The sequence below is a fragment of the Pseudomonas sp. EA_5y_Pfl2_R50 genome (genome assembly GCF_963970475.1).
Classification (GTDB): domain Bacteria; phylum Pseudomonadota; class Gammaproteobacteria; order Pseudomonadales; family Pseudomonadaceae; genus Aquipseudomonas.
In genome coordinates this window covers 149,221-174,766 of the sequence record NZ_CAXAPT010000008.1, presented here as the reverse complement: position 1 = coordinate 174,766, position 25,546 = coordinate 149,221, and the positions used below count along the sequence as shown (strand labels likewise).

Genomic DNA, 25,546 nt, shown 5'->3' with positions numbered 1-25,546 from the left:
ACTACCCCCCTGTGGGAGCGAGCAGGCTCGCTCCCACAGGGGCGGGTCGATTTCTTCAGCGGCGGCTCTGCTGCCACGCTGCCGCCAGACCGCTGCAACAGATCACCGCAATGCCGATCACCGTCAACAGGCTCGGCGTGTGACTGAACAGCAGCCAGCCCAACAATCCCGCAAACACAATCTGGCAATAACCGAACGGCGCCAGCAGTGCCGGCGCGGCATGGCGGAACGCCTGGGTCAGAAACAGATGTGCGGTCATCCCGCAACTGCCCAGCGCCAGCATCAACCCGGCATGCGTCAACGTCGGCACCTGCCAGAAGAACGGCACCAGCGCACTCATCACCAACGTGTTGCACAACCCGGCAAAAAAGTTGCTGGTGGTCGGGCTGTCCACCCCGGCCAGTTTGCGGGTCAGCAGTTGATAGAAGCAGAAAAACAGCGCCGAACAAAACGGCAGTAATACTGCCGGGGTGAACAACTCACCGCCGGGATGGACGATGATCAGCACGCCGATAAAGCCGCAGATCACTGCGATCCATTGACCACGCGTCACCCGTTCCTTGAGCAACGGCACGGACAAGGCAGTCACCAGAACCGGCGCGAGAAAGTTGACCGCTGTGGCTTCAGCCAACGGGATGTACAGCAGCGCCGTGGTGAAAAACAGGCTGGTGCCAAGCAGACAGAGTGCCCGAACCAACTGCCACAAAGGCTTCTTGGTGCGCAGGACGCGCAACCCCGACTGCGGCAGAAAAATCCCCGCCATCAACAAGGTGTGCACCACATAACGCGCCCACACCACCATCACGATCGGATAGAAACCGGAGAGGTATTTCGACAGCGCGTCATGGCTGGAAAACAGGAAGGTTGCCACGACAATCAGCAAGATCCCCTTGAAGGGTTGATTGACACCGGAGAGCGGGGTGCTGACGGTCATTGAATGTCCTCGTGTCGCCATAAAAGATCAAAAGCTTCGCGGGCAGTTCGCGCGGCCACAGGAAAGGCGTTGACTCTGTGGGCGCGTGGCGCGCCCACGATAGGTGCGCAACACTGCTTACAGCCGCGCCAACAACGCTCGGGTGGTATCAATCGCCATCTGCGCCCGCTGCAATCCGCTCACGCCCTGCTCCAGTAATTTCACCGCAGGAATTTCCAGGCTGAGGGGAATATTAGCCGGCAACGCTTTCAGCAACCCGAGCAAGTCGCAGTCGCCCTCGCCAGGAAACCGCCGCTCGTGACGCGCCTGACGCAAGATCTCGGCCATGTCCGTCGGACGCGGCCCCGCCACGTCACACAATTGCGCATAGCGCAGGCTTGACGGCGGCACTTTCGCCAGGTCTTCCAGCCGCGATGCGGAGCGATCAAAGTGAAACGCGTCGACCAGCACCGCCGCGTTTTCCCGGTCAGCGTTTTCGACAATTCGCAGCGCTTGCTCAAGGTTGCGCACGTCGGTCCAGGGCATGAATTCCAGATGCGGATTCAACCCGTAAGGCGCTGCCAGATCACACAGCGCCGCGAAGTTATCGGTGAGTCGTTGCGCATCCGGATCGTTACCTGCGACGAGTAATTCACTGGCGCCGAATTGCGCGCCGACCGTCAGAAGCTTCTCGAAATCGGCGACGACGGTCTGCGGCTGCAAGCGCAGGATTTCCACGTCGAGCACGCGGATGCCAGTGTCACGCAACTGTGCCAATGTCTGACGCCGCAAATCACCATCGGCCACCAACGGAAAGTGATATTCCTCAGGCGTCGCCGGCGCCAGGCGCAGGCCGACGTGGCTGTAACCGGCACGCGCCGCGACCTCGACCATTTGTGGTGGCGACAACTCCAGGACCGTCAGGCTGGCCAGTGAGAGGATTCGTTCGCTCATGTTCAAGCCTCGATCAGTGCAGGGGCGCAAGCGCGGCCAGTGGCGGCAGCCTCACGGATGGCTTCGATCAACGCCAGCGTGCGGGCGGCATCGGCGGCACTTACCAGCGGTTCGACTTCACGCCGCACTACGCTTGCGAAATGCTGTAACTGCAAGCGCAAAGCTTCGTCACCGCAGCAGGACTCTTCGACCCTCAACAAGGGTTCATGCCAACCGGCGTCGACCTGATCAGCGGCGTAATGCCAGCGTTTGAGTTGCGGAATGCTCAGTGCGCCGGCAGTCCCGGCCAGCAGATAACACGGCTGATCGGTCTGACGCGGATACACCGGATTTTCCCCCGAAGCCAATTCCCAACTCCACGGTGCCGCCACCGCATCGGACCCGCTCAACGTGCCCAGCGTACCGCCCTCGAATTGCAGCAACACCGCAGCGCTGTCCTCGTTGGCAAAACCGCGCACGGCGTTATCGGTGATCGCTTGTACCGAGCGCACTTCGCCGCACAAGTGGCGCAGCAGATCGAGGTCGTGAATCAGGTTGGTCAGCAACATTCCCGCTCCCGGCTCGCGGCGCCACGGGATCTCGAAGTAGCTGTCCGGCTTGCGCAACTGGAACAACGCGGTGACCGTGGTCAGGCGCCCGAGCGCCCCACTCTGCACCAGTTCATGGGCCCGCACGATCAACGGATTGTGCCGACGATGATGGCCGACCAACACTGGCACACCGCTGCGCTTTACCGCTGCCACTAACTCGCGCACCTCGTCCAGATGCACGCCGAGGGGTTTTTCCAATAACACCGGGACGCCCGCCGCCAGGCAATCCAGTGCGGTGCTGACGTGTTGATTGTTGGGGTTGGCGACGATCACCGCATCCGGTCGCATTTGCTCCAGCATCTGACAGTGATCGGTGAAATGCCTTACACCCCACGCGTGTGCCAACGCTGCTGCCTGCGGGCCGGGGTCAGCCACGGCGCAGAGTGTGGCATCGCTGAGCGTTTGCAGATACCGATGATGTTGCTGGCCCATATTGCCGGCGCCGATCAGGGCGATTCGAAGGGGCGAATTCAAGGCGCGATCCTCTTGTGATTGTTGTCGGACTAACACTCCACCAACAATTTAGAATCGAGTTCCAGAATCAAACACCCGTGAATGGCAAAACCGTGCGAACACCGCACAACTTCTGGAAGAACCCAACATCAATTGTGGGAGCGAGCAGGCTCGCTCCCACAAGCTGAGTACGAACTAGGGAAACAGTTCAGAGGCCAGGCTGGCCGCCGACATTTCCTCGGCAAACTTCAGCAACAACGGCGCCAGCTCATGCAGACGCGCCCCCGGCATTCGCGCACTCGGTCCGGCGATACTCAGCACCCCGATCACACGTCCATCCGTTGGATGCTTCACCACCGCCGCAATCGCCGAGGTCCCCACCGCCGAACTGTCCTCAACGCAGGCGTAACCCTGCTCCCGCGCCAGACGCAGCCGTTCCAGCAATTCGATATTGGAGCGTGGCGCATTCGGCCCGACATCCGCCGGCACCTCCGCCGCTTGGCGCTCGACCAGCGAAAGCGCCTCGGCGTCGCTCATGCACGCCAGCCACGCATGGCCGGAGGCGGTGTAGAACAGCGGCGCATCGCGGCCCATGTCCGGGTCATAACGCAACCCGGTGCGCGCGCCCTGGGCCTTGGCAATCCAGGTCTGGCGCTCGCCATCGATCACCCCCAGGCGCACCAGTTCGCCGGTCTCTTGAGCGAGCCGATCCAGGACCGGTTGCACAATGTCGGCGCCGCTGCTCGACAAATATTGAAAGCCCATCGCGACCAGTTTCGTCGACAAGTGATAACGCAGGGTTTCCGCATTCTGGCGCACGTAACCCAAGCGGATCAGTTCGGCGAGCAAGCGATGCGTCGCGCTTTTGGGGATGTCGAGTTGCTCGGCAAGGGTCTGCATCGGCAGCCCGCGCGGTTCACTGGTGAGGCTTTCCAGCACGCTGAAAACCCGTTCGATTTGACTACCGGCCATGGGTGAATCCAGATGAAATTTCACCGATTCTAGAAGACATCGACAGCAAAGCAAAATCTGGAACCGACCGTTCGATAACCGCCCACTTTACGTACTTCTGGCTTGTCGGCGACCACCAGCGCTGGTTATTTTCTGGAATCAAATTCCAATAAAATCTTGCACTGGAGCCTTGTCGGATGCCTGCCGAACTTGCTGATATCAACTGCGATGTACTGGTGATCGGCTCCGGCGCCGCCGGTTTGTCGGCAGCTGTCACTGCGGCATGGCATGGCCTGAAGGTCATCGTCGTCGAGAAGGATGCGGTATTCGGCGGTGCCACTGCGTGGTCCGGCGGTTGGGCCTGGGTGCCCTGCAATCCCTTGGCCCGACACGCCGGCATCATTGAAGACGTCGAGTTGCCCCGCACCTATTTGCGCCATGAACTGGGCGAGCACTTTGACCCGGCAATGATCGACGCCTTCCTTGAAGCCGGGCCGCGCATGGTCGCGTTTTTTCAACAACACACGGCGTTGCAGTTCGCTGACGGCAACGCCATCGCCGACATTCATGGTGCAACGCCGGGGGCCGGCACGGGTGGCCGCTCGGTGATCGCTGCGCCCTATAACGGACGCAAAGTCGGACGCCTGCTCAAACGCCTTCGTACAACGATGCGCGAAACGTCCTTCATGGGCATGCCGATCATGGCCGGTGCTGACCTCAGCGCTTTTCTCAATCTGACGCGCTCGCCGAAAGCCGCATGGCATGTGACCAAGCGCGTCATCCGGCATTTGTTCGATCTCGCCGTCCATGGCCGCGCCATGCAACTGGTCAACGGCGTCGCACTGGTGGCGCGGCTGGCGAAATCCGCCGAGGATCTCGGTGTGTTGCTGTGGGAATCGGCGCCGGTCACCGAACTGTTGCGTGAGGGCTCACGCGTTTCGGGCGCGGTCGTCAGCACCGCCAAAGGCCCGATCCGCATTCATGCAGGCAAAGCCGTGGTGCTCGCCGCCGGTGGTTTCGCCAATGACATCGAGCGGCGTAAAGCTTTGTTCCCGCGCACACCGACCGGCCATGAACACTGGGCATTGCCACCGCTGGCCGTCAACGGCGATGGCTTGCGCCTGGGCGAAAGCGTCGGAGCCCGGATCAACACCGATGTCGCGTCCCCCGTGGCGTGGGCACCGGTCTCGCAAGTGCCGCATTCCGACGGCAGCATCGGCCATTTCCCACACATCATCGAGCGTGGCAAACCGGGCATCATCGGCGTGCTGCGCAACGGCCAGCGCTTCGTCAACGAAGCCAACGGTTACTTTGACTACGTCAGTGCCATGGTCGACGCAGCACCGGAAGGCGAAGAAGTCGCCTCCTGGCTGATCTGCTCACATGCCTTTCAACGGCGCTACGGTCTGGGCATTTCGCGGCCGTTTCCGCTGCCAGTGTCAGAATTCATCCGCAGCGGCTATCTGAAAAGCGGCAACACCATTGAAGAATTGGCCCGCGCCTGCGGGATCGATCCGAGCGGATTGCGTCACACCGTCGACGACTACAACCGCCATGCCCGTCATGGTGAGGACCCACTGTTCGGCCGCGGCACGACACCCTACAACCGTAAGCAAGGTGATCCGGCGAACCTGCCCAACCCCTGCGTTGCCGCAATAGACACTGGCCCGTTCTACGCCGTGAAAGTCCAGCCGGGCTGCTTCGGCACCTTCGCCGGGCTCAAGGTCAACCCGCACGCGCAAGTGCTGGATGCCAACGAACACCCCATCACAGGGCTTTACGCGGCGGGTGGCGACATGGCCAGCATCATGGGCGGCCACTACCCGGCGGGCGGCATCAATATCGGCCCGGCGCTGACGTTCGGTTACATCGCCGCCCGGCACATTGCCGGCATTACTGCTTTCGAACAGGAGATCGCCTCGGCACTACATCGTTGATAGCCACGACTTGACTTCGCCACGCAATTGAATTCGCCGGCCGTATGAACGTCAATAACAGGCCCGACCTCGTCATGCGAGGCCGGGCCTGTTTGCGTGTGCGAATAGACGGACGACCGGACTGGCGCCACACTCACACACCAGCAACACTCAACCCCACGCAACCGTTCACACCGCATACGAAGAGGATTCCCACATGCTATGGAAAAAAGGCCGACGCAGTGACAACGTCGTCGACGCCCGTGGTGATGAGACCGGCGGCGGTGGCGGGATGCGGTTCGGTGGTGGCAAGGGCTTGAGCCTCGGGGCGATTCTGCTGATCGTCGGCATCGGCTGGATCACCGGGCAAGATCCATTGCAGATCCTCGGTCAACTCGCCGGGCAATCCACACAGTCATCGGCGCCGACCTCGCAAACCCGCCAGGCTCCGCCGGCCAACGATGAACAGGCGGAGTTCGTGCGTTCGATCCTCGGCGATACCGAAGACACCTGGGGCGCGATTTTCCAGCAGGCCGGCCGGCAATATAAGGACCCGACGCTGGTGCTGTTCAGCAACCGGGTCAATTCCGCCTGCGGTCTGGCAACTTCCGCCACTGGCCCGTTCTATTGCCCGGCCGATCAGAAGGTCTATCTGGACATGGCGTTCTTCCAGGAAATGTCGCAGCGCTTCAAGGCGGCCGGCGATTTCGCCCAGGCCTACGTGATCGCGCACGAAGTCGGACACCATGTGCAGACGCTTCTCGGCGTCTCGGCGAAAATTCAGACAGCCCGCCAGCAAGGTCGGCAGATGGAAGGCGACGGCGGCCTGCTGGTGCGCCAGGAATTGCAGGCCGACTGTCTGGCCGGTGTCTGGGCCTACAGCGCGCAGAAGCGTCTGAACTGGCTGGAACCGGGCGACATTGACGAAGCCTTGAACGCGGCCAACGCCATCGGTGATGATCGCTTGCAACAACAGGGTCAGGGCCGTGTGGTGCCTGACTCGTTCACCCACGGTACGTCGGCGCAAAGGGTGCGCTGGTTCAAAACCGGATTCGCGCAAGGCCAGGTCGGTCAGTGCGACACCTTCGCGGCGAAAAACCTGTAAATGCACAAATGGCTTTGGGTTCTACTGTTCATTGGCAGCGCCGCGCAAGCCGCCGGCGTCGACGCCATCAGCCCCGGTCGCCTGCAATTGAAGGCCGGGGAAATGGCGGTCGGGATTGGTCCGGCACCGGAGAAAATAGAGCGCGTCCTGATCGTTGTTCATGGCCGCTTGCGCAACGCCGAGACCTATCGCAAAAGCGCGGAAAGCGCCGCCGAACTGGCCGGACAAACCGCACATACGCTGGTGATCGCCCCGCAATTTCTCAACGAAAGTGATGTGGCGCTGTATTCGTTGCCCGAGACGTTGCTGCGCTGGAAAGACAATGAATGGATGGGCGGCGGGTTATCCACAGGCCCCAATCCGTTGAGTTCTTACGCGGCACTGGACGAGATCGTCGCGCGGATCAGTGATCGCAAGCAGTTTCCGGACGTGAAGCAGATCGTGATCTTCGGCCACTCCGGTGGCGGTCAGGTGGTGCAGCGTTATGCGTTGCTCGCCAAGGATCAGCCAGCGCTGAAGGTCAATGGCATCGGCTTGCGCTACGTGGTCGCCAACCCGTCGTCCTATGCCTACTTCAATGAACAGCGCCCCGTGGCCTTCGACCACGCGCAGTGTCTGGGCTTCAATCGCTGGAAGTACGGCCTGTCAGACATGCCGGTGTACGCCGGAGGGCAAACGCCATTGCAGCTTGAGAGCCGTTACGTCAAACGTGAGGTGACTTATCTGCTCGGGCAGCAGGACATCGACCCGCAGCACCCTGCGCTGGACAAGAGTTGCGCCGCCCAGGCGCAAGGGGCTTATCGCCTGGAGCGTGGCAAGTTGTATTTCGGTTATCTGCTGCGCCGGCACCCGGAGGGAGTGAATCAGCGCCTGGTGGAAGTTCCCGGAGTCGGGCATAACGGCGACGGGATGTTGAACTCGCCGGAGGGGCAGAAGGCGCTGTTCGAACCGTAAGGTGTCTGGTGGGCATCAGGCCTCTTCGCGAGCAAGCCCGCTCCCACAGTGGATTGATGCATTGCACAAAATCTCTGTGCACTGAAGCTCCAGTGTGGGAGCGGGCTTGCTCGCGAAGGCGTCCCTTCTGACAACATAAATCTCAGGCCAGCAGCATCCGCCGCAACTCGACACAATCTCTGGCATGCCAATCGGTCAGCTCCGGCCAAGGATTATCCGGCAGATTCACCAACACCGTCCGCGCGCCCGCCGCTCGTCCGCAGTCCAGATCAAAACGGTAATCGCCGACCATTACCATCTCGCCGGCCGGCACATCCCAGGCGTCTGCCAACTTCAACAGTCCGCCCGGATGCGGTTTCGGCGGTGCGTCATCGCGCCCCAGAACGTCTTCCACGGCAAAACAGTCCGCCAGACCAATCGCCTCCAGCGTCACATGCGCCAGCTCCCGAGCATTGCGGGTCAGGATGCCGAGGCGATAACCGCGCCCGTGCAGATCGCGTACCAGCTCCACCGCGCCCGTGGCCGGCGTCGAGCCCAGCGCCAGATCACGCTCATGCTCCAGCAGCCAGGCATGTTTGGCGGACGCTTCATCCGCCGGCAACGCGGCGAGATGAGTGAGGATATCGTCCTCGGGAGGAATCGCCAGCGCCTCGCGAATCGCCGCGAAGTCATGCACGGCGACCGTCAGGGTGCCGTCCATGTCGAACACCCAGTGCTTCACCTCTTTCAGGCTCATGCCCAATCCTTGCGATGACGGATCAAACCTTCCTGCGTCACCGAAGCGACCAGTTGCCCGGCGCGGTTGAACACGCTGCCCCGGGAGAAACCACGGGAATTGCCGGCCCACGGACTGTCCATGGCGTAGAGCAACCAATCGTCGGCGCGCAGGTCGTTGTGGAACCACAGCGCGTGATCGAGGCTGGCGACCTGCATGTCTTTCTGCCAGACGGATTTACCGTGGGGCAGCATCGAGGTGGTCAGCAGACCGAAGTCCGAAGCGTAGGCCAGCAGGTATTTATGCAGCGCCGGGATATCGGCGAGGGCGCCGTCGGCACGGAACCACACGTACTTCACCGGATCGGCCGGTTGCGGGTTGTACGGATCTTTTTCGGTGACCGGGCGCACTTCGATCGGTTTCGGGCACAGCAGTTTTTCGCGCATGTGTTCAGGGATCAGGTGCGCGCGTTGCTGGGTCAATTCCAGCTCCGACGGCAGGTTTTCCGGACCGACCACCACGGGCATCTGCGTCTGGTGCTCAAAGCCCTCTTCGTCATACTGAAACGAAGCGCTGCAGGTGAAGATCGGATGGCCCTTCTGAATCGCCGTTACCCGGCGCGTGCTGAAACTGCCGCCGTCACGCACACGGTCAACCGAATACACCACCGGTAACTTGGCGTCGCCCGGACGCAGGAAATAACCGTGCATCGAATGCACGTGACGCGCCTCTTCAACGGTCTGACTGGCCGCCGACAGCGACTGGCCGAGTACCTGACCACCAAACAACTGACGGAAACCCAAGTCCTGGCTGCGGCCACGAAACAGGTTTTCTTCGATCGGTTCCAGGGTCAGCAAGTCGACCAGATCTTCCAACACTTGGCTCATTCAGACTCTCCTCACACAACGCTACAGGCCGCACAGTCTTGGCTGCGGCGGCCGATTCAGATTCTGGCGCGGGCCAATGATATGGCGGCCATTGTAAACGTCCGTGTCGGCTTAGCCATGCAAGGTTTGCAGCCATTGTTCGCGGTTGATGCGGTACAACACATGTCGACGCAACGGGTGATCGGCGGCCAGCTTGGGATGATCGAAGTCATCCTGCGGGTCGTGCCCCATGCCGATGGCTTGCATGACTTTCTCCGAGGGCAGATTGGTTTGCGCGGTGAAGGACACGATTTCCTTCAGGGCCAACCGGTCAAAGCCGCAGCGCAGCGCGGCCCACGCCGCTTCACTGGCATATCCCAGGCCCCAATGTTCCTTGGCCAGACGCCAGCCTATTTCCACCGCCGGGGTAAACGGAGCCTCGAAGCCGACCACGCCGAGGCCGGTAAAACCGATGAATTCGCCGCTGTCCTTACGCTCCAGCGCCCACAAACCAAAACCGTGCTCGGCAAAATGCCCGCGAATCCGACCGATCAGCGACGCACTTTCCAGTCGGGTCAGGGGCGCCGGAAAATAGCGCATCACCTGAGGATCGGCACACATCGCCGCAAATGCCGGCAAATCCTCGTCCTGCCACTGACGCATCAGCAGGCGCGGACTTTCCAATTCCAGTATCGGCTCCATAGTGCCCTCCGTTTCCATGCCGCAAGTCTACATCGCTGGTAGGATCGTTCACTCTTTCCGACATTTCCTACATGAAATTGATATGCCACTGCCGCTGATCTACCACGAAGACTACAGTCCCGAGTTTCCGGCGGATCACCGCTTCCCGATGGACAAGTTTCGCCTGTTGCGCGATCACCTCGTCGACAGCGGCCTGACTCACGACGCCGATTTGTTGCGCCCCGACATCTGCCCCAACGACATCCTCGCCCTCGCCCATGACCGCGCGTATATCGAACGCTACATGAGCGGCGAGTTGTCCCGCGAAGACCAACGGCGCCTCGGCCTGCCATGGAACGAAGCGCTGGCACGGCGCACGGTGCGGGCCGTCGGCGGCTCGATACTGGCCGCGGAAAAAGCCCTGGAGCACGGTCTGGCCTGTCACCTGGCCGGCGGCACCCATCACGCGCATTACGACTATCCGGCGGGGTTCTGCATCTTCAATGACCTGGCGATCATCAGCCATTACCTGCTGCAAAGCGGCCGGGTGAACCGGGTGCTGATCTTTGATTGCGACGTGCATCAAGGTGACGGCACTGCACGGATTCTTCATGACACGCCGGAGGCAATCACCGTTTCCCTGCACTGCGAGAAGAACTTTCCTGCACGCAAAGCGCAAAGCGACTGGGACATTCCGCTGCCCAAAGGCATGGGCGATGCCGATTACCTGAACGTCGTCGACGACACGCTCAATTATCTGCTGGCGCTGTATCAACCGGATCTGGTGCTCTACGACGCCGGAGTCGATGTGCACAAGGATGATGCCCTCGGTTATCTGCAGTTGACCGACGAAGGCGTCGCCGCGCGTGATGAAAGCGTGATGCGTCATTGCCTGGGCCGCGACATCCCGGTGATGGGCGTGATCGGCGGCGGCTACAGCAAGGATCGCCATGCCCTCGCCCGCCGCCACGGCATTCTCCATCACAGCGCGCAGCGGGTCTGGCAGTCACACGGCTGTCATTGAGCTGTGCTGCGTTACCCACAATCGCTGTGGAACCGCCTGTGGATAACCTGAGTGAAAGGGACTACAGGCCATAGTGGTCAGGGCCTACAGAACACTGATCAAATTTCAACCAGATATTGAGCCCACCAAAATCCCTCTGTGGGAGCGAGCCTGCTCGCGAAGGCGTCGGTACACTCAACATTTCACTGACTGACCCACCGCTTTCGCGAGCAAGCTCACTTCCACAAGGATCTCCCACATTGATCTGCGCTGTTAGAATGCGCGCCTTATCCCGCCATACCGCAGTGCTCGCCATGACCCAGACTTCCGCCACCTCCCCCGCTCACGTCGCCATCATCGGTGGTGGCCCCGCCGGCCTGATGGCCGCTGAAGTGCTGAGCCAGGCTGGAATTCGCGTCGATCTGTACGACGGCATGCCTTCGGTGGGCCGCAAATTCCTCCTGGCCGGAGTCGGTGGCATGAACATCACCCACTCCGAAGCCTATCCGGCATTCCTGTCGCGCTACGCCGAACGCGCGCCGCAAATCGCCCCGCTGCTACGCGGCTTCGACGCCGATGCCTTGTGCCACTGGATACACGGCCTGGGCATCGAAACCTTCATCGGCAGCTCCGGACGCGTGTTCCCCACCGACATGAAAGCCGCACCGCTCCTGCGCGCCTGGCTCAAGCGTCTGCGCGACAGTGGCGTGGTTATCCACACCCGCCACCGCTGGCTCGGTTGGGACGAACACGGTGCCCTGCGCATCGACAGCCCGGCAGGTGAAATCACCGTCAAAGCCGACGCCACCCTGCTTGCCCTGGGCGGCGGCAGTTGGTCGCGCCTCGGTTCCGACGGCGCGTGGATGCTCGCACTGGAGCAGCGCGGTGTAGGACTTGCGCCGCTACAGCCAAGTAATTGCGGCTTCGAGGTGCAGGCCTGGAGCGAATTGATGGTCAGCAAATTCGCCGGAGCGCCGCTGAAAAATATCGCCATCGGTTTGAACGACGATGTTCCGCGCCTGGGTGAATGCGTGGTCACCGCGGCCGGCATCGAGGGCAGTCTGATTTATGCGCTGTCGGCGCCGATTCGTGAGGCGATCAACCAATATGGCGCGGCGGTTATTCACATCGACCTGCTGCCCGGCCGGCCTGTGGATAAATTGCAGGCGGCGCTGAGCAAACCACGGGGTTCGCGCTCGATGGCCAAGCATCTGCACAGTCAGGTGGGAATTGACGGGGTGAAAGCAGCCTTGTTGCGTGAATTGACCGATGCCGCGACCTTCGCCGACCCGGCGCTGCTGGCCCGGGCGATCAAGGCGCTACCGTTGACGTTGACCAAAACCCGTCCGCTGGACGAAGCAATCAGCAGTGCCGGTGGCGTGACATTCGAGGCAATGGATGAGCGTTTGATGCTCAAAGCGTTGCCGGGGGTGTTCTGCGCGGGCGAGATGCTCGATTGGGAAGCGCCGACGGGCGGCTATCTGCTGACGGGGTGTTTTGCCAGCGGCCGCGCGGCGGGGTTGGGGATTGTGCAGTGGCTTAAAACAACGCCAGGTTTTGAGCCACAAGCTGCAAGCTAAAGCTCAGCGCTTTTAACTTGCAGCTTGCAGCTATCCATTCGAAGCTGCTTTTACGGCTTGCGCTTACGCGGCCCAGTGTTGAACACCGGCACCTTGCGCACCGGCTTGATCGAAGGTTCCGGCGCCTGCGTTTCGCCGCTGTCGACCCACTTGCCCAGATTGCGCTTGCCGCCACCACCCGACGCTTTTGGCTTCTTCGGTTTCTTCGGCTTCTTGATCACCTGACCACTGGCATCGGTGTCCGGCACGCGGTGCTCAGGCTCGAAATCGGGCTCGTTCTGGCGCTTGAGGGTCTGACGCGTCAGCATTTCAATCGCCGACAACATGTTCACTTCGTCCGCGCACACCAGCGAGATCGCCTCACCCGTCGCGCCCGCACGGCCAGTACGACCGATGCGGTGAATGTAGTCCTCGGCCACGATTGGCAGGTCGAAGTTGACCACCAGTGGCAGGTCTTCGATGTCCAGACCACGGGCAGCCACGTCAGTCGCCACCAGAATCTGCACTTCACTGAGTTTGAAACGATCCAGCGCACGCTGACGGGTCGCCTGCGGTTTGTCGCCATGGATACCGTCGGCATTCACACCCAGACCCTGGAGTTTTTCCACCAGCGCATCCACGCCATTGCGGGTCTTGGCGAACACCAGCACCTGCTTCCACTTGTTCTTGCGCATCAGGTGCACGAACAGTTCAGCCTTGCGCTTCTTGTCTACCGTGACGATCCACTGCTTGACGGTGTTGGCCGCGACGTTGCGCGGGCTGACTTCGACGCTCAGCGGATCGTTGAGCATCTGCCCGGCGAGCAAACGGATGTCATCGGAGAACGTTGCGGAGAACAACAGCGTCTGACGCTTCTTCGGCAGTGCGCGATAAATGTTCGCCAGCTCTTCGGAGAAACCGAGGTCGAGCATGCGGTCGGCTTCATCGAGCACCAGGGTTTGCAGCTGATTGAATTTCAGCGCGTTCTGGCGGAACAGGTCGAGCAGACGGCCCGGGGTCGCCACCAGCAGATCGACACCGCCGCGCAGCTTCATCATCTGCGGGTTGATGCTGACACCGCCGTACACCGCGTAAGTGCGCAACGGCAGGTTTTCGGCGTACTGGCGCACGGCTTCGTGAACCTGCTCGGCCAGCTCGCGGGTCGGCACCAGAATCAGCGCGCGCACCGAGTTGGCGGTGACTTTCGGCCCTTCCATGGCCAGCAACTGCAACAGCGGCAGAGCGAAACCGGCGGTCTTGCCGGTGCCGGTCTGGGCGGCGGCCATCAGGTCACGACCGGCCAGAACGGCCGGAATGGCTTGCGCCTGAACCGGCGTCGGGGTCTGGTAGCCGAGCGTCTCGAGGGAGCGCAGCAAGGGTTCGATCAGGCCAAGGGTGGCGAAAGTCATGGGAGTACCGTAGGAAAAAATAACGCGGGCATGCAATGCCGCGCAGTTTACCCTAATTCGTGCGCGGTTCTGTTGGAACGGCTGTCGGCGCCACGACTGGCGGCTGTGCCGGACGGCGCCACTGCGGCAAGCCAATCAACACCACGGCGCTGATGATCACCAGCATCGCCAGCGCTTCTTCGATGCCGATGGTCTCGCCGACAAACACGATCCCCAGCAGCACCGCCACCGCCGGGTTGACGTAGGCATAACTGGTCGCCGCCGCCGGACGCACGTGTTTGAGCAAATACATGTAGGAATTGAAGGCGATGATCGAGCCGAAGAAGATCAGGTAGGCCAGCGCCAGCCAGCCTTCAATCGGTGGCACGGCGTGCAGGCGCTCACCACTCGCGGCGCTACCGATCAGCAGCACCACCCCGCCGACCAGCATTTCCACCGCACTGGCCATCGCGCCCTGTGGCAACGGCAAATGTCTGCTCCACACCGAACCGAACGCCCAGGTCGCCGCCGCGAAAATCAGCAATGCTGCGCCCAGCGGACTCGATTGCAGGTTGGAGCCCATGTTGAGCATGGCAATACCGACAATCCCCAACGCCACCCCGGCCCACTCCAGCCGAGTATTACGCGCGCCCCAGAAGTAACCGCAAAGCAAGGTAAACAATGGCACCGTCGCCACCGCCAATGCCGCAACGCCCGAAGCCACACCCGTGTGCTCGGCCACGCTCACCGCGCCGTTACCGAAACTGAGCAGCAGAATGCCGATGATCCCCGCCGCTTTCCACTGAGCCCACGTCGGCGCCGGCGCCCCGCGCCAGCGCAGGAAGGCGTACATCAATGTGCCGGCAATCACAAAGCGCACACCACCGAGCATCAGCGGCGGCCAGTACTCGACGCCGATGCGGATCACCAGATAGGTCGATCCCCAAATCACGTACAGCGCAAAAAATGCGGCGATCAGCGGCAAGGAAAAACGGCGCAGCGCAGACATGGGCAGCTCGAAAGTCAGAGTCTTGGGACTGGATATTCTAGAAAGGCTGACAGGCAAAAATAAGTTACAAAACCTGTTTATAGCGCCGGTACACTTTGGAAATCACGGAGATCGCCGGGTTAAACCGAGATTTCGAAAGTCTGGCATTTTCAGGAGATTCCCCTTGGACAAATATGACCGCATGCTGCTCAGCGCCCTGTTGGAAAACGGCCGTGCGTCCTATGCCGACCTGGCGCGCAAGGTGAACCTCTCCGCCCCGGCCGTCGCCGAGCGCGTGGCCAAACTTGAGGCGGCCGGGGTGATTACCGGGTATGAGGCGAAAATCGACCTGTCGAAAATCGGCTTGCCGATCCAGTGCATGATCGAATTGCGCCTGCACCAGAACGGCAGCCAGAAGGTCTATGACGAACTGGTAAAAATTCCGCAACTGACCGAGTGCTTTCGAGTGACGGGCGATCCGTGCGTGATGATGAAGGCCGCGGTGGGATCGATGACGGAGCTGGAGGAGTTGATCAATCGGGTGGCGAAGTTTGGCTTCAGCAAGACCTCGATTGTGTTGTCGAGCGCGATAGAGAAACGAGTGCCGCTTGGCCAGATCGAAGGCAATGGCAAATCCTGAGGACAATGATTGCCCCTGTGGGAGCGAGCCTGCTCGCGAAAGCGGTGTGTCAGTCACCGATAATGTCGAATGACAGACCGCTATCGCGAGCAGGCTCACTCCTACAAGGATTTTGTGTAGGGCTCGGGATCAGCGGTAGCGCTGCAGGTGTTCGCTGACTTTCGCGGCAGGGACTTTCTGCAGCTTGCACAGCAGGTCATGCGATAAATCACGCACGCCATGTTTGCCGCGCAACTCTTCTGCCAGATGCGCCATCAGGTTGGCCGCCATCTCGGCATCCGCCATCGCTCGGTGAGCCTGGCCGGTGTGCGGCAGGCGTGCGAAGGTGGTGAGGGTGCCAAGCTTGTGATTCGGCGCTGCCGGCATCAGGCGCCGGGCGAGCAGGAGCGAACAGGCAAAGTTCTGCAGCCGCGTGCGTTTGATCCGCCCCAGTTCAAAGTCCCAGAACTTCTGGTCGAACGAGGCGTTGTGCGCGACCAGCGGCGTGCAGCCGACGAATTCGTTGACCTCTTCCATCACCCGCTCGGCCGGGGGCGCCGTGCGCAGCATGGCGTTGCTGATGCCGGTCAGTTGCTCGATAAACGCGGGGACGCGCACGCCGGCGTTCATCAGGCTCTGGTAACGCTCGACGATACGGCCGTTTTCCAGCATGATCACGGCGATTTCCGTGGCGCGGCACTGGCTGTTCGGCGACAGGCCGGTGGTTTCAAAGTCGATGACTGCAATGCGTTCCAAACCGGGTTCAACTCCGTTCAAATCAATTCTTCAGCAGCAGCGCGCCTTCAATCGGCACGTAACGGCTGGCGGCGCGGATCAGCGAATTGGCCGTCAGGCCGGGCACGCCATAGGCGACCGCTTGTACGCCGTGCTTGCTGATAATGCGTTCGAGCAGCATGTCGAAATCACCGTCACCGGAGGCCAGGACGATTTCGTCGACGTGGTCGGCGGCGTCCATGATGTCGAGGGTGATGCCCACGTCCCAGTCGCCCTTGGCCGAGCCGTCGCTGCGCTGAATATAGGGTTTGAGCTTCACGGTGAAGCCGAGGTTGCGCAGGATCTGCTGGAACTGCTGCTGCTTGCTGTCGCCGCGGTCGATTGCGTAGGCGTAGGCCTCTACGATCTGTCCGTCCTTGCTGATGTCTGCCCACAGGGCGGCATAGTTGAAGTGGCAACCATAAGCCTGACGCACGGTGTAGTAGAGGTTCTGCACGTCGGCGAACACTGCGATTTTTTTCACCGGAGTTCCTGTGGGCGCGCAAGCGCACGAAGCGGGATCAGGCGCGGGGCCCGAAAAAGGCGCTCAGTATGCCAGCCAAGAGGAAGGTTCCGCGAATAATCGGTCCGGAGCCCTCAGGGGCTCCGGACGAATGGCGAGTCAGACGAAGGAATCGTCGTCATCGAAGAACGATGAGTTGTCGTCGCTGTAGTCAGCGTCGGCAAAACCGCTCTGGTCATTGCCGTAGCTATCGTTGCCCGCCATACGCTGATCATCGCCCCAGCCGTTGTTGCTCTGGTCAGCGACCTGCGCCGGTTCTTCCTTGATCACTTCAACGATTTCTTCCGGCTGCTGGTTGTGATGGAACAGGCTGCTGATGCCCTGCGCCAGCATCACGCCACCGGCCACACCGGCCGCAGTTTTCAAAGCGCCGCCGAGGAAGCTGCTGCCGGCTGCCGGAGCCGCTTGCTGAGCGTAATTAGGTGGTGGCGCGCCGAAGTTCTGTTGGGGTGCAGACGCGCCGTAATTTTGCTGCGGTGCCGGGTCACGCCAGCCGCCAGTCGAGGCCGGGGCGGCACTCTGGGTCGGCGCAGGACGCGCGCTGCCGCCAAAGATGCTCGACAGGAACCCGCCACCACTGCCTGGCGCCGGTGCAGCATTCTGGGCTTTGGCCGATTGCAGTTCGGCGTGCAAACGCTGGACTTGCTGAGTCAGTTGCTTGTTCTGCTCGTCGAGGCTTTTCAGCGCCGCCTCTTGCACCAGAATCGCCTGGGTCATGAAATAACCCGCCGCCGGTTGGCGTGTCAGATGTTCCTTGATCCGCGCTTCGGCCTGGGCGTCGCGCGGGGCTGCCTCCGTTTCGGCCTGTTGCAGCCGGGAAAACAGTCCATCGATCAGGGTTTGCTCTTCGCTGTTCATGGCGACCTCATAGATTGCCGGGGATAACGTTGCCCTCGTCCAGATTGGCCGGGGTACTCGTCTGTAATGGAGGCAGTGACAAAACGTTTCAATGACCTTTACCGAATGTTTACGTTTGTGTCGCGCCAGCCATCATCGGTTAAAGTGAGCCACTGTTTTCGACCTGCGATACCGACTGATGAATGCCCTCGAAGTGCTGCGCGACTCTTTGTATTTTTTCAAACGCCATTTGGTCAGCATCGTGCAGTTGTGCCTGCCGCTGGTGATCTTCGAAGCGTTCCTGCAACAAGTGGTCGACCACGCCACCGGCCCGGACAATTTCTCGGCGATCAGCGTCATCGTCGGCCTTCTGGTATATCCGCTGTACACCGCCGCACTGATCCTGTTCCTCGATGCGCGCAGCCGTGGCGAATCGCCGCGCAACCGCGACCTGCTGGCGATGGCCGCGACCCTGTGGCCGCGCCTTGCCCTGCTCACCGCGCTGAATACCTTGCTGATCCTGCTGGGCCTGTCGCTGTACTTCCTGCCGGGCCTGATCCTGATGGTCATGCTCGCGTTCGGCGAATACCTGCTGGTGTTGCGAGGCATGGCGCCTTTGCAGGCGATGAAAGAGAGCCTGCGCCTGACCCGTGGGCATTTCTGGCGGATTCTACTGTGCATCCTCTGCGTGATGACGCCGCTGTGGCTGCTCAAAGGCGCAACGCTGGCGGTCTACCCGGAGCCGCAAAACCCGCTGGTCGCCGTGCTGATCGACAGTGCCCACAGCTTTTTGCAACTGTTTACCAGCGTGGTGCTGTTCCGGTTGTTCATGTTGATCAGCGAATTGCCTGACAAAAGTGACGGAGCGGTCTGACACCGCTGGGCTTGGGCTTCGAGAGCGCGCTCAGGTATGCTCGGGGCCACTTTCTGTAACGCTACAAGTCGAGCCATGACCCGCCTACTGCGCTACACCCTGTTGCTCGTTGTGCTCGCCGTCGTCCTGATCGGCGGGCTGCTGTTCAGCCTCACCTGGCGCCCCGACGCCCGCGAGACCTTGCCGGTCAGTTGCAGCGGCAATCCGCCGACGCTGGTGCCCGGGCAGGCGCTGAAAGTCATGACATGGAACGTGCAGTACCTGGCGGGCAAGCGGTATGTGTTCTGGAATGATCTGGCGCAGGGCACCGATCAAGCGCCGACTGAGCAAGACATGGCCTTCAGCCTCGACGAGGTGGCGCGGGTGATCCGCGACGAACAGCCCGATCTGGTGCTGCTGCAGGAACTGGATGACGGCGCCAAGGCCAGCGACTACCAGAATCAGCTCAAACTGCTGCAGGAGCGCGTCGCCGATCTGTACCCGTGCAGCGCCAGCGCATTCGACTGGAAAGCCGACTTCGTTCCCGACCCGCACATCTTCGGCAGCGTCGGCCGCCAACTGGCGACGCTCAGCCGCTATCGCATCGAGCACGCCGAACGCCTGCAATTGCCAGTGGCGCCCGCCAACGTCATCAGCCGTCAGTTCCAGCCCAAGGATGCCCTGCTCGCGATCAAGCTGCCACTCAGCGATGGCGGGCAACTGACGGTGTTCAATACCCATCTGGAGCGCGCCCGCCAACCGGACAACACTTTGCAGGCGCAAGTGACAGCGGTGACCAAGGTACTCGACAAATATGAAAGCCAGGGCTTGCCGTGGCTGATCGGTGGCGACTTCAACCTGCTGCCGCTGGGCCAATATCGCCGTTTGCCCGCCGAGCAACGCACGCCCTATTCTGCCGACAGCGAACTGCATCTGCTGTGGGACAGATACCCGATGATCCCGACCAACAACGAGGCCAGCGGCATCGACCGCGCGCAGTGGCTGACCCACTACCCCAACGACCCTGGCCTGAACGGCCCGGATCGCACGGTCGATTACCTGTTCTACAGCCCGAAGATCAAGCGCATCCAGGCGATGGTGCGCCAGGACGATACGTTGCGTATCTCCGATCACCTGCCGGTGATCGCGCGCTTCCTGCTCCCCGCCGCACCGTAGATCACGAATCGTCTGAACACCAAAGATCCCACAGGAATTAATCAATGCACCTCTTCGAGGTCGTCATGCAGCAATCCAAAGATCTGCCGTTTCATGTCGATGAATGAGCGTTCCATGACCATGTCCAGCGAACGCGGGCGCTCGATGGGCACGTCGAGAATCTGCTTGATCCGCCCCGGCTTTGCGCCCATCACATAGACCCGATCACCGAGCAGGATGGCTTCGTCGATGTCATGGGTGACGAACAGCACAGTCTTTTTGCTGTTGCCCCACACCCGCAGCAACAGTTGCTGCATCTGCAAACGGGTTTGGCTGTCGAGGGCGCCGAACGGTTCGTCCATCAGCAGGATCTGCGGGTCATTGGCCAGCGCCCGGGCAATCGCCACGCGCTGCATCATCCCGCCGGACAACTGCTTGGCGTAGTTGTCGGCGAACCCGGCGAGACCGACTTCGTTGACGTAGTAATCGACGATCTCCTTGCGCCGCGCCGCCGGCATGCCGCGACGTTTGAGGCCGAACTCGACGTTCTGCCGCACGGTCAGCCACGGGAACAGCGTGTAACTCTGAAAGACCATGCCGCGATCCGCGCCGGGGCCTTGCACTTGCTGGCCGCCGACGTAGATTTCGCCGGAAGTCGGCTCGGCCAGGCCGGCAGTCAGATACAGCAGACTGGACTTGCCGCAACCCGATGGCCCCACCAGCACCGCAAACTGCTGATCCGGCACTTCGAACGACACTTCTTCCAGCGCGGTAAACGTGCCGCCGTCAGGTTTCTTGTAACGCAGGCTGACCTTGTCCACCTGCAAACGCGGCGCGGCTTGCGCCAGAGCTGCGACAGGTTCGATAAAACGATGATTGGCAGCAGTCACTGAGCCCATGCGGCAACCCTCAGGCGGAGAAAACGGAACAGTTGATCGGTGACCAGACCGAGCAGGCCGATGATCGCAATGGCGAGGAAAATCACGTCGACCTGAAAGCCGCGCATGGCCTTCAGGCTCAGGTAACCCAAGCCGCTGGAGGCGGCTACCAGTTCAGCCACCACCAGATAGGTCCAGGCCCAGCCCATGGTCACTCGCAGGGTGTCGAGGACCCCAGGCACCGAGGCCGGCGCGATCACATGCAACACCGCATCGCGACGGTTGGAACCCAAGGTGTAGGAGGCATTGATCAGGTCTTTGGAAATGCCCTTCGAAACGTCGGCGATCATCACCAGTTGCTGAAAGAACACGCCGAAGACAATCACCGAGACCCGCTGCTCCAGACCAATGCCGATCCACAAAATGAACAGTGGTACGAACGAGGTCACCGGCAAATACCGGATGAAATTCACCAGCGGTTCAAGGAACGCCTGAACGATGCGAAAGCTGCCCATCAGCAACCCCAACGGCACCGCCACCAGCGACGAAACAATGAAGCCGACCATCACCACTTCGACACTGGCCCACACATGCGTACCGAGGGTGCCGTCACGGCTCAGGCGCACGGCGGCTTCAATCACCGCCCCCGGTGTTGGCAGGAACATTCCCGGCACGATGCCGCCATAAGACAGTCCGGCCCACAGGCCGACCAACAACACCCAGGCCAAGCCGCTGGCGCTCCACACCACATGCACCGGCAAGGCGGTTTTCGGTGTGAGGCTGCGGCTCAGCCACGAATTGCGCTTGAACATTGCAGACCTCCTAGAGCGGGCTGACGAAACGGTTGTCGACCAGCTCGTCGTTGCTGACGTTGTACGGTTTGCCCTGCAATTCGCTGGCGGTTTCGTTGGCCAGTTTGATCAGCGCGGCGCTGTCGCCCGGTTTACCCGGCGCACCCAACAGTTTTTCGCTCATCGCCTGATCGTAAAAACGCACGCCTTGCGCGGCAGCAGCCAGTTCCTTCGGATCTGACAGGTAACCGCCGACGCCTTTGGCCATGATCTTGTACGCGTCTTCCGGGTGATCCTTGGTGTATTGCACGGCTTTGTACAAACCGGCGACCAGCGCCTTGACGTCTTCCGGTTGTTTTTCGATCACGCTGCAATTGAGTGCGACCACATCGACGATCACGCCGGGGGTGCTGCTGCTGTCGATCAGCACTTTGCCTTGCTGCTTGTTGCGGACCATTGACAGATGCGGTTCCCAGGTCACGGCGGCGGGCACGCGACCGGCGATGAACGCGGTGGCGGCATCGTCTGCGGTCATGTTCTGCACGGTGATGTCGCTCATCGTCATGCCGTTTTTTTTCAGCAGGTACGAGAGCCAGAACTGCGAGGTCGAGCCTTCGTTGACCGCCACGGACTTGCCCTTGAGCTCCCGCAGGCTCTTGACGTCCTTGCCGACCAGCACGCCGTCGCCACCATGGCTGTCATCCAGCGCCGCGACTGCCTTGAAGCAAAATTGCGGGCGGTACTTGAGCACTTCATCGATGGTCGACGCCGAGCCGGACAATTGCCCGGATGCCTGTGCGGCCATGTACATCGACGCCTCTTCGACCACCGGCAATTCGACGGTCAGGCCGTTTTCCTTGAAGTAGCCCAGGTCCCGGGCCAGATAGAGGGTGCCGTAGCCGACCCACGTGGTGTGGCCGATAGACAGGGTGCCGGCCTGAGCGCTGGTCGCTACCGTGGCGGCAAGCACGGTGATTGCCAGTGGATGAGTGAGACGAATACACAAGGACTTGATCATGGAGCACTCCCGACGCTGTTGATTTAGTTTTGTCATGGGCAGTACGGTCGCCGGCCGTTGTGCGGTTGCTGCCGTTGGTCTCTGGCGGACGCTTGGGCGGACAATCTTCGGCTGACGGGCAGGATCGATGTTGGCCGATGTACGCGGTGAGGAAAATCAGGAAATTGTTGGCTGCAAGTGATGAAAAAACTGGGTAGTGCGCACTGCCAAGGGGCGAGGATTGCGGGGGTGCGCGAGGTGGGTGCAGATCGAAGATTTTCTCTGACTGAAAGGATGTCATCGCGAGCAAGCCCGCTCCCACAGGGACTCTTCGGTGTGGCATGGTTCCAGTGTGGGAGCGAGCCTGCTCGCGAAAGGGGCGACCCGGTTTCAGCGCAACTGAAACCAGGTGGTTTTCAGTTGGGTGTATTTGTCGAACGAGTGCAGCGACAGGTCGCGGCCAAATCCCGACTGCTTGCCGCCACCAAACGGCACCGTCACATCCAGCGCATCAACGGTATTCACCGACACCGTACCGGCGCGAAGCTGTCGTGCCACGCGGTGCGCGCGGTTAAGGTCATCGCTCCACAGCGACGCGGCCAGGCCGTACACGCTGTCATTGGCGAGCCGTATCGCTTCTTCCTCGCTGTCGAAAGGCATAACCGCCAGCACCGGCCCGAACACCTCTTCACGAAACAGCGGCATGTCGGCGGTTACCCCGGTGAAAATCGTCGGCTCAATGAAGTTGTCAGAGCCATTGATACGCAGTTGCTGCCCGCCACACACAAGCGTCGCGCCCGCCGGCTCGGCACTGCGAATAAAACGCAGGATGCTCGCTGTTTGCTGGTGGTCAACAATCGCCCCCGCACTGCTTTGCGGATCAAGCGGATCGCCCGGCAACCAACGCTTGGCCTGCGCCTTCAAGCGCTCGACGAACTCATCATGAATTGAACGCTGCACCAGCAAGCGCGAGTTGGCCGAGCACACTTCGCCCTGATTGAAGAAGATCCCGAACGCAGCTTTTTCCGCCGCCAGATCCAGATCCTGACAATCGGCAAATACCAGATTGGCACTCTTGCCACCGCATTCCAGCCACACCTGTTTGAGATTCGATTGCGCTGAATACTGCATGAAATATTTGCCGACCTGCGTCGAGCCGGTGAACACCAGCCCATCGACATCCGCGTGCAAACCCAACGCCTTGCCGGTCTGCTCGCCAAGCCCCGGCAACACGTTCAGCACACCCGGTGGCAGCCCCGCCTCCAGCGCCAGTCCGGCCAGACGCAGCGCCGAAAACGGCGACTGTTCGGCCGGTTTGAGGATCACCGAATTGCCCGCCGCCAGCGCCGGCGCGAGCTTCCACGCCGCCATGTCCAAAGGGAAATTCCACGGCACCACCGCTGCGACAACGCCAAGCGCTTCACGGGTGATGGTCGCCAGCACATTCGGCGCACTGGGCGCGACTTGATCGTAGAGTTTGTCGATGGCTTCGGCGTACCAACGAAACACGCCGGCAGCGCCCGGCACATCAATGTTGTAGGCATCCATCACCGGTTTGCCCATATTCAGCGAATCGAGCAGTGCCAGCTCTTCGCGATGAGCCATGAGCAGATCTGCCAGTCGCAGCAATACCTGCTTGCGCTCGGCAGGCAAGCGTTGCGACCAGGTGCCGGACTCGAACACCTGTCGGGCATTGCGTACCGCAGCGTCGACATCCTCTTCACCACACGCGGCGACATTGGCCAGACATTGCCCGGTCGCCGGGTTGATCGCAGCGAACGTCAGCCCCGATTGCGCGGCGCAATGCTTGCCGTCAATCACGGCCTGGTCGGGAAATTTCAATGCAACGGCGCGGCGCTGCCACTGTGCAAGCTCGAACACGACGGATGCTCCTGAGACATTATTGTGCCTCGATGGTCGCTCAGGCCCGCGCGGGCTAAAAATAGTAAAAATGTCTTCGCAGGCAATAAAAACACTGGGCAATGACTTGTCCCAATCGCCGCGCGGCTGGCTATGGTTGCAGGATAAAAACATCGTCGCGCAACGGACGTGGCGGCGCACAAATTGCTTGGAAGTCGAGTCCGCTCGTCCTGAGGTTTGCCGTGGCCGCCTACAATTTGCGTCAGCTGAAATACTTCATCACCACCGTCGAATGCGGCAGCGTTGCCGAGGCCTCGCGCAAGCTGTACATCGCGCAACCGGCGATCTCCACGGCGATCAAAGGCCTGGAAGACAGCTTCGGCGTGCAACTGCTGATCCGTCATCACGCCCAGGGTGTATCGCTGACCCCAAGCGGTGCGCGGTTTTTTCGCAAGGCTCAAGAGTTGCTGCGCATGGCCAAGGAGTTCGAGCAGAACGCCCTCGCCGACAACGATGTGGTCGCCGGGCAGATCGACATCGGTTGTTTCGAAACGGTCGCGCCGTTATACCTGCCGCAACTCATCGCCGGGTTCTCGGCGCTGTATCCGGGGGTGAAAATCCGCATCCGCGACGGCGAACAGCAAGAGCTGGTACAAGGCCTGACCTCAGGTGCTTTCGATCTGGTGATTCTTTACGAACATGAACTCGACGCGACGATCCAGACCGAATCGCTGATGCCTGCGCAACGACCCTATGCGCTGCTTCCCGCCGATCACCGTTTCGCCGAATACAAGCAAGTGTCGCTGCGCGATCTGTGCCTGGAGCCGATGATTCTGCTCGACGTACAGCCGAGCCGGACTTACTTCGTCAGCCTCTTTGAAGAGCTGGGCCTGACCCCACGCATCGAGTTCAGCTCGCCGTCAATCGAAATGGTGCGAGGGATGGTCGGCCAGGGTTTCGGCTTCTCGATTCTGGTCACCAAACCGCACTCGGAATGCACCTACGACGGCAGAAAAGTGGTGTGCGTGGACATCGTCGAAGATGTCACCGGTTCAGGGCTGGTGGCGGCGTGGCTCAAGCGTGGGCAGTTGACCAGACCGGCGCAGTTGTTCGCTGATTACTGCCGCGAGCAACTGACGGCCAAGACACACCTTTAACAGCAAAAGATCGCAGCCTTCGCAAAACCTGTGGGAGCGATTGGCTGTTTCCAGACCTGTAGAAGC

Annotated in this window: 25 protein-coding genes; 9 read left to right on the top strand and 16 right to left on the bottom strand. The window is 61.0% G+C overall.

Annotated elements, in window-relative coordinates:
* Positions 1-55: 55 nt before the first annotated feature.
* The 4 genes from AACY19_RS15780 to AACY19_RS15765 form a co-directional block, all read right to left on the bottom strand.
* Positions 56-934: a DMT family transporter gene (locus AACY19_RS15780; RefSeq protein WP_339451677.1), complete on the bottom strand. Its 879-nt coding sequence runs from the start codon at positions 932-934 to the stop codon at positions 56-58.
* A gap of 117 nt (positions 935-1,051) precedes the next feature.
* Entirely contained in the window at positions 1,052-1,867 is an 816-nt protein-coding gene (locus tag AACY19_RS15775; protein WP_339451675.1) for a sugar phosphate isomerase/epimerase family protein, read from the bottom strand.
* 2 nt (positions 1,868-1,869) lie between these two features.
* Entirely contained in the window at positions 1,870-2,931 is a 1,062-nt protein-coding gene (locus tag AACY19_RS15770; protein ID WP_339451673.1) for a Gfo/Idh/MocA family protein, read from the bottom strand.
* A 174-nt stretch (positions 2,932-3,105) separates the two neighbouring features.
* Entirely contained in the window at positions 3,106-3,882 is a 777-nt protein-coding gene (locus AACY19_RS15765; RefSeq protein WP_339451671.1) for an IclR family transcriptional regulator, read from the bottom strand.
* Positions 3,883-4,058: 176 nt separating this feature from the next.
* On the opposite strand from AACY19_RS15765, the gene AACY19_RS15760 reads away from it, so the two are divergent.
* The 3 genes from AACY19_RS15760 (at position 4,059) to AACY19_RS15750 (ending at position 7,836) form a co-directional block, all read left to right on the top strand.
* Positions 4,059-5,798 (top strand): FAD-dependent oxidoreductase, encoded by a 1,740-nt coding sequence (locus AACY19_RS15760; RefSeq protein WP_339451669.1) that lies wholly within the window; start codon positions 4,059-4,061, stop codon positions 5,796-5,798.
* A 196-nt stretch (positions 5,799-5,994) separates the two neighbouring features.
* Entirely contained in the window at positions 5,995-6,882 is an 888-nt protein-coding gene (gene ypfJ, locus AACY19_RS15755) for a KPN_02809 family neutral zinc metallopeptidase (RefSeq protein ID WP_339451667.1), read from the top strand.
* Entirely contained in the window at positions 6,883-7,836 is a 954-nt protein-coding gene (locus AACY19_RS15750) for an alpha/beta fold hydrolase (protein ID WP_339451665.1), read from the top strand.
* A 142-nt stretch (positions 7,837-7,978) separates the two neighbouring features.
* On the opposite strand, the gene AACY19_RS15745 is transcribed toward AACY19_RS15750, so the two are convergent.
* From AACY19_RS15745 to AACY19_RS15735, 3 genes are all read right to left on the bottom strand, one after another.
* Positions 7,979-8,572 carry an HAD family hydrolase gene (locus AACY19_RS15745; RefSeq protein ID WP_339451663.1) on the bottom strand — a complete coding sequence of 198 codons (594 nt, stop codon included), beginning with the start codon at positions 8,570-8,572 and terminating at the stop codon, positions 7,979-7,981.
* Positions 8,569-9,438 carry an acyl-CoA thioesterase II gene (gene tesB, locus AACY19_RS15740; RefSeq protein ID WP_339451642.1) on the bottom strand — a complete coding sequence of 290 codons (870 nt, stop codon included), beginning with the start codon at positions 9,436-9,438 and terminating at the stop codon, positions 8,569-8,571. The genes AACY19_RS15745 and tesB overlap by 4 nt, the downstream gene beginning before the upstream one ends.
* Before the next feature lie 111 nt (positions 9,439-9,549).
* The gene (locus AACY19_RS15735; RefSeq protein WP_339451640.1) at positions 9,550-10,119 is read right to left on the bottom strand and encodes a GNAT family N-acetyltransferase; all 570 of its coding nucleotides are present in this window, start codon (positions 10,117-10,119) and stop codon (positions 9,550-9,552) included.
* An 82-nt stretch (positions 10,120-10,201) separates the two neighbouring features.
* Here AACY19_RS15735 and AACY19_RS15730 point away from each other — a divergent pair, with 82 nt between their 5' ends.
* Both AACY19_RS15730 and AACY19_RS15725 read left to right on the top strand, forming a co-directional pair.
* Complete coding sequence (locus AACY19_RS15730) at positions 10,202-11,122, top strand: histone deacetylase family protein (protein ID WP_339451638.1); 921 nt, start codon at positions 10,202-10,204, stop codon at positions 11,120-11,122.
* A gap of 293 nt (positions 11,123-11,415) precedes the next feature.
* Positions 11,416-12,681 (top strand): TIGR03862 family flavoprotein, encoded by a 1,266-nt coding sequence (locus AACY19_RS15725; protein ID WP_339451636.1) that lies wholly within the window; start codon positions 11,416-11,418, stop codon positions 12,679-12,681.
* Between the two features lie 50 nt (positions 12,682-12,731).
* Here AACY19_RS15725 and AACY19_RS15720 read toward each other — a convergent pair whose 3' ends face one another.
* Together AACY19_RS15720 and yedA are read right to left on the bottom strand one after the other, a co-directional pair.
* Positions 12,732-14,069, bottom strand: coding sequence for a DEAD/DEAH box helicase (locus AACY19_RS15720; RefSeq protein WP_339451634.1), 1,338 nt, complete (start codon positions 14,067-14,069; stop codon positions 12,732-12,734).
* Positions 14,070-14,121: 52 nt separating this feature from the next.
* A complete protein-coding gene (gene yedA / locus AACY19_RS15715) occupies positions 14,122-15,057 on the bottom strand; it encodes a drug/metabolite exporter YedA (RefSeq protein WP_339451632.1) in 936 nt (311 codons plus the stop codon).
* Between the two features lie 163 nt (positions 15,058-15,220).
* Here yedA and AACY19_RS15710 point away from each other — a divergent pair, with 163 nt between their 5' ends.
* Positions 15,221-15,676 (top strand): Lrp/AsnC family transcriptional regulator, encoded by a 456-nt coding sequence (locus AACY19_RS15710; protein ID WP_064118784.1) that lies wholly within the window; start codon positions 15,221-15,223, stop codon positions 15,674-15,676.
* A 129-nt stretch (positions 15,677-15,805) separates the two neighbouring features.
* Here the strand turns inward: AACY19_RS15710 and AACY19_RS15705 are convergent, their stop codons facing one another.
* The 3 genes from AACY19_RS15705 to AACY19_RS15695 all read right to left on the bottom strand — a co-directional run bounded on the left by AACY19_RS15705 (position 15,806) and on the right by AACY19_RS15695 (position 17,810).
* Positions 15,806-16,411, bottom strand: coding sequence for a 3'-5' exonuclease (locus AACY19_RS15705; protein WP_339451627.1), 606 nt, complete (start codon positions 16,409-16,411; stop codon positions 15,806-15,808).
* A gap of 22 nt (positions 16,412-16,433) precedes the next feature.
* The gene (locus tag AACY19_RS15700; RefSeq protein WP_007949802.1) at positions 16,434-16,913 is read right to left on the bottom strand and encodes a LabA-like NYN domain-containing protein; all 480 of its coding nucleotides are present in this window, start codon (positions 16,911-16,913) and stop codon (positions 16,434-16,436) included.
* A 138-nt stretch (positions 16,914-17,051) separates the two neighbouring features.
* Entirely contained in the window at positions 17,052-17,810 is a 759-nt protein-coding gene (locus tag AACY19_RS15695) for a DUF2076 domain-containing protein (protein WP_339451625.1), read from the bottom strand.
* Between the two features lie 178 nt (positions 17,811-17,988).
* On the opposite strand from AACY19_RS15695, the gene AACY19_RS15690 reads away from it, so the two are divergent.
* Together AACY19_RS15690 and AACY19_RS15685 are read left to right on the top strand one after the other, a co-directional pair.
* On the top strand, positions 17,989-18,663 hold the full coding sequence (locus tag AACY19_RS15690) for a YciC family protein (RefSeq protein WP_339451623.1): 675 nt from the start codon (positions 17,989-17,991) through the stop codon (positions 18,661-18,663).
* Between the two features lie 75 nt (positions 18,664-18,738).
* Complete coding sequence (locus AACY19_RS15685) at positions 18,739-19,818, top strand: endonuclease/exonuclease/phosphatase family protein (RefSeq protein ID WP_339451621.1); 1,080 nt, start codon at positions 18,739-18,741, stop codon at positions 19,816-19,818.
* A 41-nt stretch (positions 19,819-19,859) separates the two neighbouring features.
* On the opposite strand, the gene AACY19_RS15680 is transcribed toward AACY19_RS15685, so the two are convergent.
* The 4 genes from AACY19_RS15680 to AACY19_RS15665 all read right to left on the bottom strand — a co-directional run bounded on the left by AACY19_RS15680 (position 19,860) and on the right by AACY19_RS15665 (position 24,344).
* The gene (locus AACY19_RS15680; RefSeq protein WP_339451619.1) at positions 19,860-20,696 is read right to left on the bottom strand and encodes an ABC transporter ATP-binding protein; all 837 of its coding nucleotides are present in this window, start codon (positions 20,694-20,696) and stop codon (positions 19,860-19,862) included.
* Positions 20,684-21,487 carry an ABC transporter permease gene (locus tag AACY19_RS15675; RefSeq protein ID WP_339451617.1) on the bottom strand — a complete coding sequence of 268 codons (804 nt, stop codon included), beginning with the start codon at positions 21,485-21,487 and terminating at the stop codon, positions 20,684-20,686. The genes AACY19_RS15680 and AACY19_RS15675 overlap by 13 nt, the downstream gene beginning before the upstream one ends.
* Positions 21,488-21,497: 10 nt before the next feature.
* A complete protein-coding gene (locus tag AACY19_RS15670; RefSeq protein ID WP_339451615.1) occupies positions 21,498-22,484 on the bottom strand; it encodes an ABC transporter substrate-binding protein in 987 nt (328 codons plus the stop codon).
* Positions 22,485-22,853: 369 nt separating this feature from the next.
* Positions 22,854-24,344, bottom strand: a complete 1,491-nt coding sequence (locus AACY19_RS15665; RefSeq protein ID WP_339451613.1) for an aldehyde dehydrogenase — start codon at positions 24,342-24,344, stop codon at positions 22,854-22,856.
* A gap of 221 nt (positions 24,345-24,565) precedes the next feature.
* Between AACY19_RS15665 and AACY19_RS15660 the strand changes: the two genes are divergently transcribed.
* A complete protein-coding gene (locus tag AACY19_RS15660; RefSeq protein WP_339451611.1) occupies positions 24,566-25,480 on the top strand; it encodes a LysR family transcriptional regulator in 915 nt (304 codons plus the stop codon).
* Positions 25,481-25,546 lie beyond the last annotated feature (66 nt).